Annotated in this window: 12 protein-coding genes and 1 pseudogene; 6 read left to right on the plus strand and 7 right to left on the minus strand. The window is 57.7% G+C overall.

The window, feature by feature from the left end; translation table 11 throughout:
* Window positions 1-61 precede the first annotated feature (61 nt).
* A complete protein-coding gene (locus FZF01_RS13610; protein ID WP_150278751.1) occupies window positions 62-931 on the plus strand; it encodes an ion transporter in 870 nt (289 codons plus the stop codon).
* Between the two features lie 12 nt (window positions 932-943).
* On the opposite strand, the gene FZF01_RS13615 is transcribed toward FZF01_RS13610, so the two are convergent.
* Window positions 944-1,225, minus strand: a complete 282-nt coding sequence (locus tag FZF01_RS13615) for a DUF503 domain-containing protein (RefSeq protein WP_150278752.1) — start codon at window positions 1,223-1,225, stop codon at window positions 944-946.
* 25 nt (window positions 1,226-1,250) lie between these two features.
* Window positions 1,251-2,177 carry a DUF1853 family protein gene (locus tag FZF01_RS13620; RefSeq protein WP_150278753.1) on the minus strand — a complete coding sequence of 309 codons (927 nt, stop codon included), beginning with the start codon at window positions 2,175-2,177 and terminating at the stop codon, window positions 1,251-1,253.
* Window positions 2,178-2,265: 88 nt separating this feature from the next.
* Here FZF01_RS13620 and FZF01_RS13625 point away from each other — a divergent pair, with 88 nt between their 5' ends.
* Window positions 2,266-2,730 (plus strand): EVE domain-containing protein, encoded by a 465-nt coding sequence (locus tag FZF01_RS13625; protein WP_150278754.1) that lies wholly within the window; start codon window positions 2,266-2,268, stop codon window positions 2,728-2,730.
* Window positions 2,731-2,757: 27 nt separating this feature from the next.
* Here FZF01_RS13625 and ylqF read toward each other — a convergent pair whose 3' ends face one another.
* Both ylqF and FZF01_RS13635 read right to left on the minus strand, forming a co-directional pair.
* Window positions 2,758-3,768 carry a ribosome biogenesis GTPase YlqF gene (gene ylqF / locus FZF01_RS13630; protein ID WP_150278755.1) on the minus strand — a complete coding sequence of 337 codons (1,011 nt, stop codon included), beginning with the start codon at window positions 3,766-3,768 and terminating at the stop codon, window positions 2,758-2,760.
* Window positions 3,769-3,847: 79 nt separating this feature from the next.
* Window positions 3,848-4,375 carry a DUF421 domain-containing protein gene (locus tag FZF01_RS13635; RefSeq protein WP_373286453.1) on the minus strand — a complete coding sequence of 176 codons (528 nt, stop codon included), beginning with the start codon at window positions 4,373-4,375 and terminating at the stop codon, window positions 3,848-3,850.
* A 271-nt stretch (window positions 4,376-4,646) separates the two neighbouring features.
* Between FZF01_RS13635 and FZF01_RS13640 the strand changes: the two genes are divergently transcribed.
* Entirely contained in the window at window positions 4,647-5,084 is a 438-nt protein-coding gene (locus FZF01_RS13640; protein ID WP_150278757.1) for a DUF2231 domain-containing protein, read from the plus strand.
* A complete protein-coding gene (locus FZF01_RS13645) occupies window positions 5,081-6,373 on the plus strand; it encodes a PQQ-dependent sugar dehydrogenase (RefSeq protein ID WP_150278758.1) in 1,293 nt (430 codons plus the stop codon). Before FZF01_RS13640 ends, FZF01_RS13645 begins: the two co-directional genes overlap by 4 nt.
* A 36-nt stretch (window positions 6,374-6,409) precedes the next feature.
* Here FZF01_RS13645 and FZF01_RS13650 read toward each other — a convergent pair whose 3' ends face one another.
* From FZF01_RS13650 to FZF01_RS13660, 3 genes are all read right to left on the minus strand, one after another.
* Window positions 6,410-7,453 carry a hypothetical protein gene (locus FZF01_RS13650; protein WP_188434469.1) on the minus strand — a complete coding sequence of 348 codons (1,044 nt, stop codon included), beginning with the start codon at window positions 7,451-7,453 and terminating at the stop codon, window positions 6,410-6,412.
* 122 nt (window positions 7,454-7,575) lie between these two features.
* Window positions 7,576-8,496 (minus strand): transglutaminase-like domain-containing protein, encoded by a 921-nt coding sequence (locus FZF01_RS13655; protein WP_150278759.1) that lies wholly within the window; start codon window positions 8,494-8,496, stop codon window positions 7,576-7,578.
* 160 nt (window positions 8,497-8,656) lie between these two features.
* The gene (locus FZF01_RS13660; protein WP_150278760.1) at window positions 8,657-9,709 is read right to left on the minus strand and encodes an AraC family transcriptional regulator; all 1,053 of its coding nucleotides are present in this window, start codon (window positions 9,707-9,709) and stop codon (window positions 8,657-8,659) included.
* A 208-nt stretch (window positions 9,710-9,917) separates the two neighbouring features.
* Between FZF01_RS13660 and FZF01_RS19790 the strand changes: the two are divergent.
* Both FZF01_RS19790 and FZF01_RS19615 read left to right on the plus strand, forming a co-directional pair.
* A pseudogene (locus FZF01_RS19790) lies at window positions 9,918-10,271 on the plus strand (4Fe-4S binding protein); the annotation flags it as partial.
* 1,218 nt (window positions 10,272-11,489) lie between these two features.
* Window positions 11,490-13,634 (plus strand): molybdopterin oxidoreductase family protein, encoded by a 2,145-nt coding sequence (locus FZF01_RS19615; protein ID WP_223825529.1) that lies wholly within the window; start codon window positions 11,490-11,492, stop codon window positions 13,632-13,634.
* Window positions 13,635-13,759: the final 125 nt, after the last annotated feature.

Here is a 13,759-nt window from a genome sequence, read left to right on the forward strand (position 1 = left end):
CCTATGCTCTGGGCAGCGACTTTACTTACCCCACCCCTGACAGCCGGAGATATCCATCCATATGCACGCATTCAGACCCGCCGGCGCTGGAGTAAAAACCGGTCTTTTCCAGATCATCTTCGAATCCGACACGCCCCTGGGCAAGGGTTTTGATATCGCACTGGCCGTGCTGATTCTGATGAGCGTCGGCGTGGTACTGCTAGATAGCGTGGAGAGCTACCATCAGCGATTCGGTGTGTTTTTCTACTATGCAGAATGGGTTGTCACTGTTTTGTTCACACTCGAAATCGGACTTCGCGTCTATTGTCTGGAAAAGCCCCGGCTGTACCTGAAGAGCTTCTACGGGGTAATTGATGTACTGGCGGTACTGCCCACCTGGCTCGCACTCTTCATTCCCGGCGCGCAGACCCTGGTCGTAATTCGCTTACTCCGCACACTGCGCCTGTTCCGGGTACTGGAAATGATGACGCTGGTAGGTGAAGGCAAACTGCTGGTCGATGCACTCAAGCGCAGCCGTGGTCAGATTATCCTGTTCCTGTTTGCCGTGATGATGCTGGTCACTATCTTCTCCTCCCTGCTGTTTCTGATCGAGCCTGCGGAGGCCGGCTTCACCAGCATACCCAAAGCGATTTACTGGGGCATTGTGACCTTGACCACGGTGGGCTACGGGGACATCGCGCCGGTGACTCCGCTAGGCCAATTCATATCCATCATGATCATGCTGACCGGTTACTCCATCATTGCTTTACCAGTTGGCGTATTCTCGGTCGAAGTGATAAATACTCTGCGCGACGAGCGCTACTCGGACGAAGCCTGCCCTGGATGTGGAAAGCACCAGCATGAAAAAAATGCCCGCTACTGTAAATTCTGCGGTACCTGGCTCGATGAGGAATCCCTGGATCCCAACGCCGTGGAGCAGGCTGATAGCTGATCCCTGCCAGCGCTAGAGAATCTCCCGCTCGACATCCATGATCCGGCCATCGACTGTGCGCTGCAGCTTTTCCTCTATTTCACTGCAGATCGACTCCACCTTCTGTGCGGAGGTCGCGGCCACCACAAAGGACCACTCACTAGCCTCGAGACGATCAAGGTCGCCGCTCTCGCAAACTGCGATTGATGGGGTTCGGCCAAAGCGTTCGTGCAGGCCGCCCATGCGTTGACGTTTTTCCTTGAGCGAGCTGCAGCCCGGCAAGGAAAACCCGATTCTCAGAACCCCTATATTCATGCCAACTCCCGTTAAAAAATGTCTCTCAATCTGGCCATCGTGCGGGCACAACAAAGCAGCGCTCGGCTTCCTGCCAGAGCCTTGCCGTTTCGTCCCAATACATTCGGGCGAACAACCGCGGTGTCTGAGTCAGGGCGATTTGCTCAAGAGCGGCCTGCGCCTCTGCCGGGTCAGGCTCATCACTCTGTAGCCACGGACCAAGCCAATGGGGTTTTCGCAGCTGGACCCAGCGCGAAATGTCTTTGCTGCTTACGGCATCCAGATACATCCATGTACCGCGCTGATGATCGCTCGGCACATGGCAAGGCGGAGAAACGGCCTTGGCACAGTCGGTAGCGAGTGGATAGAAAAGATAACCCGGCATGAACACCCGCGACCTCACGGGCGGCTCTATACCAAGTTCGGCTAACGCCATAACACTCTCGGGTAACAGTGAGCGCTGACTCTGATGATCCAGCATGCGTGCGGTTTTCAGATCCAGACGGTCAACCGCATTGGGTCCATACCAGCGCACCTGGTCCATATTCAGCTCCAGATCCGGTATGTAGCCAAGATAGAACTTGATCGCAATCTCGTGATGCTCGATAGCGCCTGTAGCCGGGTTGCGAACCACAAAATCTAGCTCCCCCAGGGTTCTCTCCTGATTGCGGATCGGCAAGTTACGGGCCATCACCTCCCAACCCAGAACGTCCGTTAACAGGCACGCGTAGAGCCGCTCGAAATAGTAGCCCAGGCGGGGTTGGGCTGGCTGGGTCAGCATCGCAGGCGCTGTGTCCGGCATGGCCTCCCAGCTCAACAGCTTTTGCATCGTGCCGGCCGGCAACTGCGCGCGCAGATCAAACGCCAGAGGGCTATCGGTAAGCTGCGCTGCGCCGCACATCCAGGCAAGATGGCGTATCGCCGGAATACGAAAGCCTGTTGGATCAATGGGGGAGTAGCTGTCGGATTTCATGTTCTCAGCGTACCTGAAAAACGGCGAGATACCCCATAGGTGAACGCTCACGTAAACTGACGCATTACTCGCAACCGGGACCTGACCCATGGCCAGATGGCTCGTCAAAACCGAACCTGATGAATGCGGTATCGACGATTTCGCCCGAGACCCGAAGAACCCCATTACATGGGACGGCGTGCGCAATTATCAGGCACGCAACTTTCTGACAGAAATGGCCGAGGGCGATGACGTGTTCATCTATCACTCCAGCTGCAAGCACATCGGCGTGGCGGGTGTGGTTAAGGTTGCCCGCGCCGCTTACCCCGATCCAGCACAGTTCGATCCTGAGTCGCCCTATTACGATGGCAAAAGCACCCGGGAAAAACCCCGCTGGAAGGCCGTAGATATGCTATTTCAACGCAAACTGGAGCGCTTGATAACGCTGGATGAGCTTAAAGGCATTGCCGGTCTCGATGACTTGCCCCTGGTCAGGCGTGGCAGCCGCCTGTCAGTGATGCCGGTAAGTGACGAGCACTGGCAAATCATTCTGCAGCAGGAAAAACGTAACTGAGGAAGACGCCTCAGCTGGCACAAACGGCTATTTCTTCTTGCCAGGCTTGCCGACGCCACGCTGACGAGGCGGCTTGGGCAAATTTTTCTGCTCCTTGCGATCGGCCCGATCGGAATTACGTGAACCTTCCTTGAAGCGTTTCTTGCGCTCGGCGTTCTCGGCTTCCTTTTTGGCCTTCGCCTCGGCTATGGCCTGCTTTTCCCGCTCTACCATCGCGGGTGTCTCAAGCGTTATACGGCCCAACTTGCCGGACCTAAGCTCGTTGATCAGCACCTCGCAGATCTTGTGCAGATTGATCCTGCCCCCGGTTTGCAGTGCACCGCGCCGGGCGCCGGCCATTTCCAGAAAATCCAGTTCGCTGGTAGGCAGCCGTTCCAGCTGGAAATGCGCGGTGATCAATTCCGGGTAAGCCTTTATCAGATACTCGGCCAGGAAAAAGCTGACGTCATCGTATTCCATCGCTGTATTCTTGATGGCACCTGTGGCGGCCAGGCGATAACTGCTGTCAGGGTTCTCGATTTTTGGCCAGAGGATACCCGGTGTATCCAGCAGAGTGACGCCGCTGCCCAGGTTGATTCGCTGCTGATCCTTGGTTACCGCCGGCTCGTCACCGGTCTTGGCAACCATGCGGCCAGCCAGCGTGTTGATGATGGTCGACTTCCCAACGTTGGGAATGCCGACAATCATGGCATTGATGTTTTTTGCCCCGGCATCTTTTTCGGGCAGCATCTTGCGGCACAAATCCACCAGCAGCCTGATCCTGCCGGGCTGTTCGGTAGTGGTGGCAAAGGTTTTTACCCCCCGCTCGCGCTCCAGGTATTCCTGCCACTGGGCGGTCAGCTCCGGGTCAGCCAGGTCGGTCTTGCTCAGCACCTTGATACAGGGCTTGTCGCCCCTGAGTTGAGCAATGGAGGGGTTCTCACTGGAATAGGGAATGCGCGCATCCAGCACTTCGATCAGCAGGTCTACCTGAGGCAGAACCTCCTTTATGGCCTTTTGCGCCTTGTGCATGTGTCCGGGATACCACTGAATTGCCATTGTGCCGCGCCTTGAGTGTGCATGAAGCACCATTGTACGTTAACTGGTCGGCGGTTAAGCACACTCCGGTGGCAACCGCTCACTCATCCTGCGGCCCGGCGACCCCCACAGGGACGGTGGCGATCTGACCATCCTGGCGCTTGATCACACTGAAGGATCCATCGGTTTCCAGAATCACGGATGCTGCCTGAGCCAGATTGGCCATACCGGAAGAACGCACTGCTGCTTCGATTTCGTCGACTGTTACCCGAGCGCCAAGCAGCGCTTGCGGAAGCAATCTGCCCTGGTAATACAAGAGTCGTGGCTCACCCGTGACCAACCGCCTTACCCAGCGCGCCCGCACACTGGACCAGGTGACAATGAACTGAAGACCGATAAGCACCGCAAAGGCCAGCGCGCCCTCGGCCAGGGCAACGTCCTTGCTGAGCAGTACGGTAGCCAATGTCGAGCCCAGAGCAACGGTCACAATCAGGTCGAACGCGTTCATCTTCGACAGAGTGCGTTTACCAGAAATACGCAGGAAAACGATCAACACAACATACGCCATCACGCCCACCACCAGCGTGCGCGCCAGTCCGGCCCAGCCATCGAAAAACACATCTTCCAGCATTAGTCCTCCCACCCTGTTAGCGGCTGAAAAAACCGATCGGCCCAGCCTGATGCTGGTTGGACCCTGGCTGGGGTGGAATTATCCTTTCCTGGTTTGCTTTCCACCAATTGCCTGGTTCCGAGCTGTCTTTCGAGCCACACCTGTTGTCCAACTGACGCTGCTCAGGCTTGTTTGGCGATGTCTTTTTTTGCGAACTTTATGCGCTTTCGACCTCTCCAACACCTTGGAAGGTGCATCCCGTTGCACCAGTAAAATCAAGGAATTCGCCATGACAGCCACTGTCGACCGAAGCCACCAGACGCCCCAAATGACGCTTAGTCCGCTGCATGCCGTGCTATTGGCAGGTACCATACCCTTGTTTCTCGGTGCGCTACTAAGCGACATCGCCTACTTCCAGACTTATCAAATCCAATGGGTCAATTTCTCATCCTGGCTGGTTGCTGGCGGGCTGGTTTTTACCGCTCTGGCTCTCCTGTGCGGGATATCAGGGCTTTTTCGAGCGGAGGGTCACAGCGGCCGTAGCAAGCTATATGTCGTGCTTTTGCTGCTCACCTGGGTGCTCGGCTTTATCAACTCACTGGTGCACGCCAGGGATGCCTGGGCCACCATGCCTTCCGGGCTCATTCTGTCGGTTATCGTCGCATTGCTTGCAAGCATAGCTACCGCAGTTCGCTTCTCCGCCCGCCGCACCGGAGGTGCCCTATGACCCGCCCTGGCCTGCTTTCAGTATTGACCCTTTCCATCCTGCTCACCGCCTGTGGCGCAGATGACGACGCGATGGTGCTCTATGGGCCCGACCCGACACTACCGGAGCCGTCACGTGGCCTGCTTCCCAATATGACCATCGCCAAGCCGACAGGCTGGGGTGATGAACTCCCCACCGTTCCTGAGGGTTACAGCGTAAGCGCCATTGCTACCGACCTGCTCATTCCCCGGCAAACCCTGGTGCTGCCCAATGGAGACATCCTGGTCGCAGAAGGCCGCGGCGGTAATGCATCAGCGCTCAGGCCCAAGCACGTGATAGCCGGCTACATCAAGGCGCAGGGCAACACTTCGGTGAAAAGTGGCAATCGTCTGACCCTGCTGCGAGACAGCGATGGAGACGGTACCTACGAGCAGCAAGGTATTTTCGCCGAAGACCTGAACGCACCCTATGGCCTGGCTCTGATCGGTGATGATCTATACGTTGCCAACCAGGACGCCCTGGTCCGGTTTGACTACGAGGAGGGCCAGACCCGCGCCAGCGCCGCACCAGAAACCCTCACTGAACTCCCCTCGGCGATCAACCATCACTGGACCAAGGCGATGACCGCCAGCGAGGATGGTGACTATCTGTACGTGGGCATTGGCTCCAACAGCAACATCACCGAACGCGGGATGGAGGCCGAAGTGGATCGCGCAGTGATCTGGCAGGTCCAGACTGATACAGGGGCGCATAAAACCTATGCCTCTGGGGTGCGCAACCCCACCGCGTTGGCCATGCATCCGGATACAGGTTCGCTCTGGGCTGTGGTCAACGAACGTGACGAACTGGGTCCGAACCTGACACCGGACTATCTGACCTCAGTCCGTGAGGGCGGCTTCTATGGCTGGCCCTATAGCTACTGGGGCCAGAATGTCGACCACCGGGTACGACCTCAGGACCCGGATAAAGTAGCCGCCAGCATCACGCCAGACTACTCCCTGGGCTCCCATGTGGCGCCACTGGGCGTGGACTTTGCCGATGGCAAGCTAGGCGGGGCATTCGCAGACGGTGCCTTTGTTGGTCAGCATGGCAGCTGGAACCGCAAAGACCTCGCCGGCTACAAGGTGGTCTTCATACCCTTCAACGATGGTCAGCCTGCTGGCGATCCGGTCGACTTTGCGACCGGCTTTATCGATGACGAGGGCAAGGCCCGCGGGCGGCCCGTAGGCGTGACTGTGGACCCCGAGGGTGCGCTGATTATCGCGGACGACCTGTCCAATACCATCTGGCGTGTTACACAGGAGAGGTAGCTGGAGTTCAACCACAAGCGCTGACAGGTATAACCGTCAGCGCCGCGCCTCTGGCGAGCTACCGCGACTTTCCAGCTCTTCATTGAGCCGCTGTTCCCGCTGTCGATCTATGACATTGCCGCTGAAGTACATCTCTAGCCGCAGGCTGAGCGCCCAGCGAGGGTCAAAACTGGCATCACGGGGAAAATGCAGTTCGGGGATGATGTCAGCGAACAGGATGTCCTTGTGCAAGTTTCGACGGTATTGGGTGAGCAGGTAATAGTCGTTGACTTGCGGTCGGGACGCACTGTTTCCCACTACAACGGCCGCGTAACGCATTGCACTGCGACGACTCAATACCTGATTGATTTCCACAGACTCGGAAAACTCCAGCGTGTCTTCGTCTTCTTGCCACTGAATATTGGTCAGAAAACGCAGATGCCGTGTGGCATCCAGCGGCTTGCCAATATCCCAGCGGCTGCGGGCTGAATAGCCATCACTGTTGAACCACGAAAGTCTGTTGTAGGACTCCAGTTGCCAGGGCCCCTCCCCCAGATTCCAGAGGCGCTCGCTACTCAGGCGCATATAGGGATCGAGGGGTAGCCGGAATTTGACCCCTGCGCCTACCCGGGTATCCCAATGTCGGGTCTTGTCCTTTTTACTGAGCCGGCTCAAACCGATGACGGTACTGTCACTGCTGGTCTGGTCATCGCGCAAACGTCCCGAGCCCTGTTCACTGAGGGTGCCGCGTGACTCCTCCGGCTCACTCTCGATGATCAGACGCAGCCGCTCCTTGGTGGTCGGCATATCCAGTTTGAACCGGATACTGGGATCGGTACTGAAACCCTCGGATTCCTCCCAGTCGAAATCGGTGCCGATCCGCAGGTAGGACTTGTTTCTGACTGAAAGGCTCTCGTCATCGCTACCGAAAAAGCCGTCAAGGTTGCGCGAGCTGGAGTCAACCCAGCGCGAGATACCCTCGTGCACTGGTTTTATGCGCTCGATTGTCCAATCAGGCAGGTCGGAATCATCCGCAATCAGACCGCCAGCGTAAGGTAGCAACAGAACCAGGAGCATTGTCGGCAGAGGTATTTTACCCATGGAGTCCCTTTCATTTGCTTCAATACTTTTTCCGACTATAACCTGTTCGGGTAAATTCAGCCTCTTGAAGATCCTGTACTGCACATTCTGACTGCCGCTGGCCTTGCCGCCTCCATACTTTCTTAAACTTGAGCAGAGGCAGCTGCGGACTCATCAGTTGCGATAAACAGTGTTGCTGGTGCACCAGCAGTGGATAATGCATTTGCCTGATGCACAGGCAACTCGAGCCCATGCTGAGGGTCATCGATAGCCTCGATGGCGATCAGGGGCGGCGCAGAAGTCGCCGCTCCGAATAAAGTAGCGAAGGAAACATCGGCCGCGTCCCTGCCAGTGCCGATTCGTAGCAACCCCATTGTGGGCGAGACTCCACTGGGGTCGAACAGGTACCAGCGGCCACTCAGAAACACCTCAACGTAGGCATGGAAATCCGAAGGACCCATTGCAGGGTCAGCACCATAGTCAATCCCGGAGACAAAGCGCGCAGGGATGTTCAGGGCGCGGCAGGTAGCAATCATCAAATGGGCAAAATCACGGCAAACACCAACGTGATCAGTCAGCGTATCCACGGCCGAAGTGCTGCCACCTGAGCAGCCTAAGGTAAACCTGGTTCTCCGGTACACCCAGTCACGAATGGCGAGCACGCGCTGATACCCCGGCGGCATATTGCCGAACTCATGGTTAGCCAGCGCCTGAAAGCGGTCTGACTGACAGTACCTGCTTGGATAGATATAACTGAACAAATCCATCGGCAGATCGGCCACAGCCATTTCCTTGAGGGTCTCTGGCTGAGCTACCCGGTGATGAATTTCTACCAGGCCCTCATAACGAACCAGCAAAGCTCCGTTGTTGGCTCGTATTCTCATCCATCGCGTGCCGTCATCTTTCTGTACGAACAGTTGCTGTTCAACAGGTTGATTGATGGTCACTGTCTCACCGAGGACGCGCTGGCTTTCCGTAAGGGCAGGATGGATGTTGAAGAGAAAATCACAGGATGCATCAAGCACCGTATAAGCCAGCTCTATGGAAAACTTTAATCGAACCATGACGGTGAATTCTCTGGTGATACAGGACAATAGGCGGAGCTGAGCCCCGTGCAGCACTTTGCCATCCGTGACCGAGATAGCGTCCTCAGGGAGAGGAAACACTGTTAAGACTGCACCGCCGGCCCCATGTTCAAACTCTTGCGCGGAAAATGTCTGGTCATCATGGGATAGCTCTTCGCCCCGGATCAGTTGACGTGAAATCCCTTTTCCCTTGCGTCAGATTCCCACGGTATTCACCAGGCGTCATGCCGGTCCAGCTGCGAAAGGCGCGAATAAACGAACTTTGCTCGGAATAGCCAAGCAACAGGGCGACATCGGTCTGCGCCAACGCGGGGTCTGCCAGGTATTGCCGCGCCAGAGTATGGCGGGTGTGCGCCAGCAAGCCTCGGTAGCTGTAGCCCGCACTACTCAGCTGCCGGTAAAAGGTTCGCAGGGAGCAGCCAAGCATCCGGGCGACAGCCTCAGCGCTGACATCACCGTTTTTCATCGACTCGACTATCTGCTCCTGCACCTGCGTAAAGAACGCCCCTGTTTGCCCGCCCTCGATGAGCGGCTGCTGTTTGAGTAGGGCCTGTGCCTGCTGCTCAAGCAGGCGCAGCAAATAGGGGTCCTTACTGAAAATCGGCAACGCCAGTAGATGTGCCGGGAGCACCAACTCAATCGCGTTGCAGTCAAAGTCCACCGGGCAACCAAGGAGCACCGGATAGACAGCAGCATCCTCAGGTCTGGAAAAAGGCAAGCCGGCACGCAACGGGGTAATCGGCCGGCCAACCAATGCCTGACACAGGCTGACAAATACCGCGAGGCTGAACTCGCTGGCCAGCGGTGTATTTGCCACCGATTGCGTCCAGCGCATGAAAAGCACCCCGTCCTTGAGCCAGGCGCGGGAGGAGAGCCCGGCCTGCAAAAGTCCTTGATAGCGGTGGTAACGCGCCAGTGCCTGGCCAAGGGTGCCGCAGGAAGACACCATATAACCCACCACGCCAAACTGACTGGGCCTGACCGCCAGACCCAGGCGCACCCCCAGGGCATTGACCGGATCAAGCTGCCGGACTGACTCCAGCAGGTCGCAGAATCGCAGCGCCGAAACGCTTGGTGACTCAAGCTCCAGGCTCATCTCATCCAGAAGCACAGGCGCAGGCAACCCACGCTCACGCACATAGACTTGCAGCGTCTCGATAAAACCTGAGGGGATGTAATCGGTTTTGCTCATGATTGGCACTATCGGGACGCTGGCACAAAATGTCAATCAGGCACTTGTTGCCAATACGAATCAGCAAATCCCGACATAACATGCGGGTTTTGTTGTCCCATGCGTGGAGAAGATCATGGCGTACGTAGTCACTCAGAGCTGTATCGGCAACAAACACACCAGTTGCGTCGATGTGTGCCCGGTTGAAGCCTTTCGTGAGGCCCCCGAGATGCTGTTTATCGATCCGGATGTTTGCATTGACTGTAACGCCTGCGTCTCCGCCTGTCCCGAAGGGGCCATCTTCCCGCGGAGTATGGTGCCAGAGGACCAACAATCCTTCATTGCCCTGAACGCCGAAGGGGCCAAGACCCATCCGGTGATTCGCGAGAGCATCCAGGCTGGTCAACAAGCGGCTAGCCCACTGGCTCGCCTGCCCGGCCGCTTTGCCATTGTCGGTTCCGGCCCAAGCGGGTTCTATGCCGCTGAGGCACTGATGAAGCAGATGCCTGCCGCGCAGGTAGACATGTTTGAACGCCTGCCCACGCCTTTTGGTCTTGTGCGTTATGGTGTGGCCCCAGATCACCCACGCATCAAGTCCGTCACGGCCGGGTTTGAACGTATCGCCGAGTCGCCACAGTTTCGTTTTTTCGGCAACGTGCAGATCGGTCGCGATCTGACCAGCGCCGATCTGCGCCAGTATTATCATGGCGTCATCTACGCTACCGGCGGCTCCCAGAGCCGCCCGTTGACATTGCCGGGGGCCGATAGCGGCAACATCTTTGGCTCTTCGAATTTTGTCGGCTGGTATAACGGCCATCCAGATGAGGCCGCCCTGGCCCCAGCCCTGACCGGACCCACCGCGGTGATCATAGGTATTGGCAACGTGGCGCTGGATATCGCCCGGTTGCTGGTGCTGCCAAATGATCAGCTAGCCAAGACGGACATAGCCGATGATGCCCTTCGGGCACTGGCAGCCAGCGGCATTGAAGAAGTACAACTGTTAGCTCGCCGAGGACCTGCGCAGGCGGCGTTCACGCCGAAAGAACTGGAACAGCTCATGGCCATAGATGGGCTGCAGTTGTTAGTCGATCCCGCTGACCTCGAACTGGACGACGCTACCGCGCACCAGCTGGAACAACCTGAGTATGCCGAGGCTCGCCTGAACCTCGGCCTGCTTCGCGAAATCGCCGGCCGGCCCCGTGGCCCGGGCAAACGCATCCGGTTCATGTTCTACACCAGCCCTACCTCCTTTAGCGCCAGCGACGGGAAGGTAAGCACCGTGCATGCCCAGCGCACAGAGCTGGTCCGCAACGAAACAGGGCAACTGGTGGCCCAGCCATCGGAACAGACACTGGATATTCCCGCCACACTGGTGGTGCATGCCATCGGCTATCAGGGTTCGGCAATCGACGAATTGCCCTTTGATACCGGCCGCGGAGTTATGCAACACGACCAGGGACGTGTCAGCGGCCATATCGAGAGCCGCGATTACGTCGCGGGCTGGATCAAGCGGGGCGCCAGCGGCGTGATCGGCAGTAACCGTCAGTGCGCAACCGAAAGCGTTCAGCGCCTGCTGGACGACTTGGGCAACAGCCTGCCCGAGCTGGCTAATGCCGCAATCACTACCCTGCTGCAAGCGCGCGATGTGAATACCGTCAGCATGGCTGACTGGCGCCTGCTGGATCAGCACGAACAGGCACGGGGCCGAATCGAGGGCAGAACCCGCCGCAAGATAGTCAAGATCGAGGAGATGCTGGGCGTTATTCATGAGGCACGGGAGCGTGAGGCAGAACAGGCCAGGATGCCGGTCAAAACCCATCACCGTGCATGCACCCTGTGCGAGGCCATGTGTGGCGTCGTCATCGAAACCCGGGGCGAACAGATTCTATCGATCAATGGCGACCCGGATGACCCTCACAGCGAAGGGCACATCTGTCCGAAAGGCTATGCCTTGCAGGATTTGCATACCGACCCGGACCGCCTGCGTACGCCGCTGGAAAAGGTCAATGGCGAGTGGTTGCCCATAGACTGGGACAGCGCTCTGGACAAGGTCGCAGCCAAACTGGTGGATATTCAGCAACGCCATGGCGATGACGCCATTTCCGGCTACTGGGGCAACCCCTCTTCGCACAACCTGGGTCTGATGCTGGCATCCGGCTCCTTGCGCAAGGCAATAGGTACTCGCAATATCTCCTCAGCAGCATCACTGGATCAGATGCCGCACCAGTTGGTGTCCTATCTGATGTTCGGCCACAGCCAGCTATTTACCATTCCAGATATTGACCGCACACAATACATGCTGATGCTCGGTGCCAACCCGGCAGCCTCCAACGGCAGCCTGATGACAGCCGGCGATATTCTCAAACGCCTCGAGCGAATTCGTGAGCGCGGTGGCAAAGTGATCCTCGTCGACCCACGTCGCACAGAGTCCGCGCGCTATGTGGACCAGCACCTGTTTATCCGTCCCGGCACTGACGCTTTCTTCCTGCTCGGCCTGATCCGTCACGTGCTCGACAAGGACCTGACCAAGCCTGGCCGATTGCATGAACTGGCTGATAACTGGGATGCCCTTGCGCCACTGTTTGAGGGTGTAACGCTTGAGCAGGTCAGCACCCGTTGTGGTATTGCTGTCGATGAGATCAAGCGCATAGCTGAAGACTTTGCCGCCGCCGAATGTGCCGTCTGCTACGGCCGCATGGGTGTTTCCACCCAGAGCTATGGCGCGCTAAACCACTGGCTGATGCTGGTACTGAACATCCTCACCGGCAATCTCGACAGCCCCGGCGGCATGATGTTTACCACGCCGGCCTTCAACAAGGCCCAAAGCCGACCCATGGGTAGTTTCAATACTTATCAAAGCCGGGCGCGTGGCCTGCCGGAATTCGATAGCTACTTTCCCGCAGTTACCCTGGCCGAGGAAATGCTCACCCCCGGCGAAGGCCAGGTACGCGGCTTTGTTTGCGTGGCGGGTAATCCGGTATTGTCCACGCCCAACGGACGGCAGATGGATGAGGCGCTGGAACAACTCGAATTCATGGTATCGATCGACTTCTATCTGAACGAAACTTCACGGCATGCCGACATCATCCTGCCACCTACCGGACCGCTGGAGCACGAACAGTACGACATCGTGTTCAACATGCTCGCCGTGCGTAACCTGGCACGCTTCAGCGACCCGGTCTTCGCGCCGGCCGCGGGCGCCCGTTGTGACTGGGATATTGTGCAGGGCCTGGCCGAGCGTATTGCTGCGCTGAAAAACCCCGATGGCGCACCAGGACGCAAAATGCCCAGCCCCGAGCAGATTCTCGATCATGGCCTGAAGACCGGCCCCTACGGTCAGGGCTTCAGTGAATACAACAGTGGCCAGCCAGTAAAGCGTGAAGAGCCCTTGAGCGTCGAGGTACTCAAGCGTTACCCACATGGCCTGGATCTTGGACCCATGCGCGAGTCCTTCCCCGGCTACCTGTTTACCCCTGACAAGAAACTGCACCTGACGCCGGCCGAACTGGTCGCGGACCTGGGCCGTGCCATGGCCGAGTTGCGTGGAGCCCAGAACGGCGAGCTGATGCTTATCGGCCGGCGTGACCTGCGTACCAACAATTCCTGGATGCACAACAGTCAGCGTCTGGTCAAAGGCAACGATCGCTGCGCCCTGCTGATCAACCCCGCTGACGCTGAACGCCTGGGTCTGGCCAATGGCAAACAGGCACGCATCATGTCGCGCACCGGTGAGCTGCTGGTCAGCGTGCAGGTCAGTGACGACATCATGCCAGGGGTAGTCTGCCTGCCACATGGCTGGGGTCACGACCGCGAGGGTGTCAGTCTGCGCGTCGCCCAGAGCAACCCGGGCATCAACGTCAACGACATAACAGATGATCAGGTGGTTGACGTGTTATCAGGTAACGCGGTGCTCAACGGGATACCTGTGTCGGTTGTGGCGGCCTGAGACGCCATCGCCCGGCGCATTCATCACTATCTTGTATCTGGCATGGCAAAGCGCTACTTTGAACAAATAATAAAAAGAGCAAAGAAAATGAATATCTATGGCTTGGTGGCCAGCGCACCCTGGCA

The organism is Halopseudomonas salina (assembly GCF_008641105.1).

Excerpts from the sequence above, each read along its gene's own strand:
- FZF01_RS13645 (WP_150278758.1), top strand. The coding sequence starts at position 5,081 with ATGACCCGCCCTGGCCTGCTTTCAGTATTGACCCTTTCCATCCTGCTC.
- FZF01_RS13610 (WP_150278751.1), top strand. The coding sequence starts at position 62 with ATGCACGCATTCAGACCCGCCGGCGCTGGAGTAAAAACCGGTCTTTTC.
- FZF01_RS13640 (WP_150278757.1), top strand. The coding sequence starts at position 4,647 with ATGACAGCCACTGTCGACCGAAGCCACCAGACGCCCCAAATGACGCTT.
- FZF01_RS13650 (WP_188434469.1), bottom strand. The coding sequence starts at position 7,453 with ATGGGTAAAATACCTCTGCCGACAATGCTCCTGGTTCTGTTGCTACCT.
- FZF01_RS13655 (WP_150278759.1), bottom strand. The coding sequence starts at position 8,496 with ATGGTTCGATTAAAGTTTTCCATAGAGCTGGCTTATACGGTGCTTGAT.
- FZF01_RS13620 (WP_150278753.1), bottom strand. The coding sequence starts at position 2,177 with ATGAAATCCGACAGCTACTCCCCCATTGATCCAACAGGCTTTCGTATT.
- FZF01_RS13625 (WP_150278754.1), top strand. The coding sequence starts at position 2,266 with ATGGCCAGATGGCTCGTCAAAACCGAACCTGATGAATGCGGTATCGAC.
- FZF01_RS19615 (WP_223825529.1), top strand. The coding sequence starts at position 11,490 with ATGCCGGTCAAAACCCATCACCGTGCATGCACCCTGTGCGAGGCCATG.
- FZF01_RS13660 (WP_150278760.1), bottom strand. The coding sequence starts at position 9,709 with ATGAGCAAAACCGATTACATCCCCTCAGGTTTTATCGAGACGCTGCAA.
- ylqF (WP_150278755.1), bottom strand. The coding sequence starts at position 3,768 with ATGGCAATTCAGTGGTATCCCGGACACATGCACAAGGCGCAAAAGGCC.
- FZF01_RS13615 (WP_150278752.1), bottom strand. The coding sequence starts at position 1,225 with ATGAATATAGGGGTTCTGAGAATCGGGTTTTCCTTGCCGGGCTGCAGC.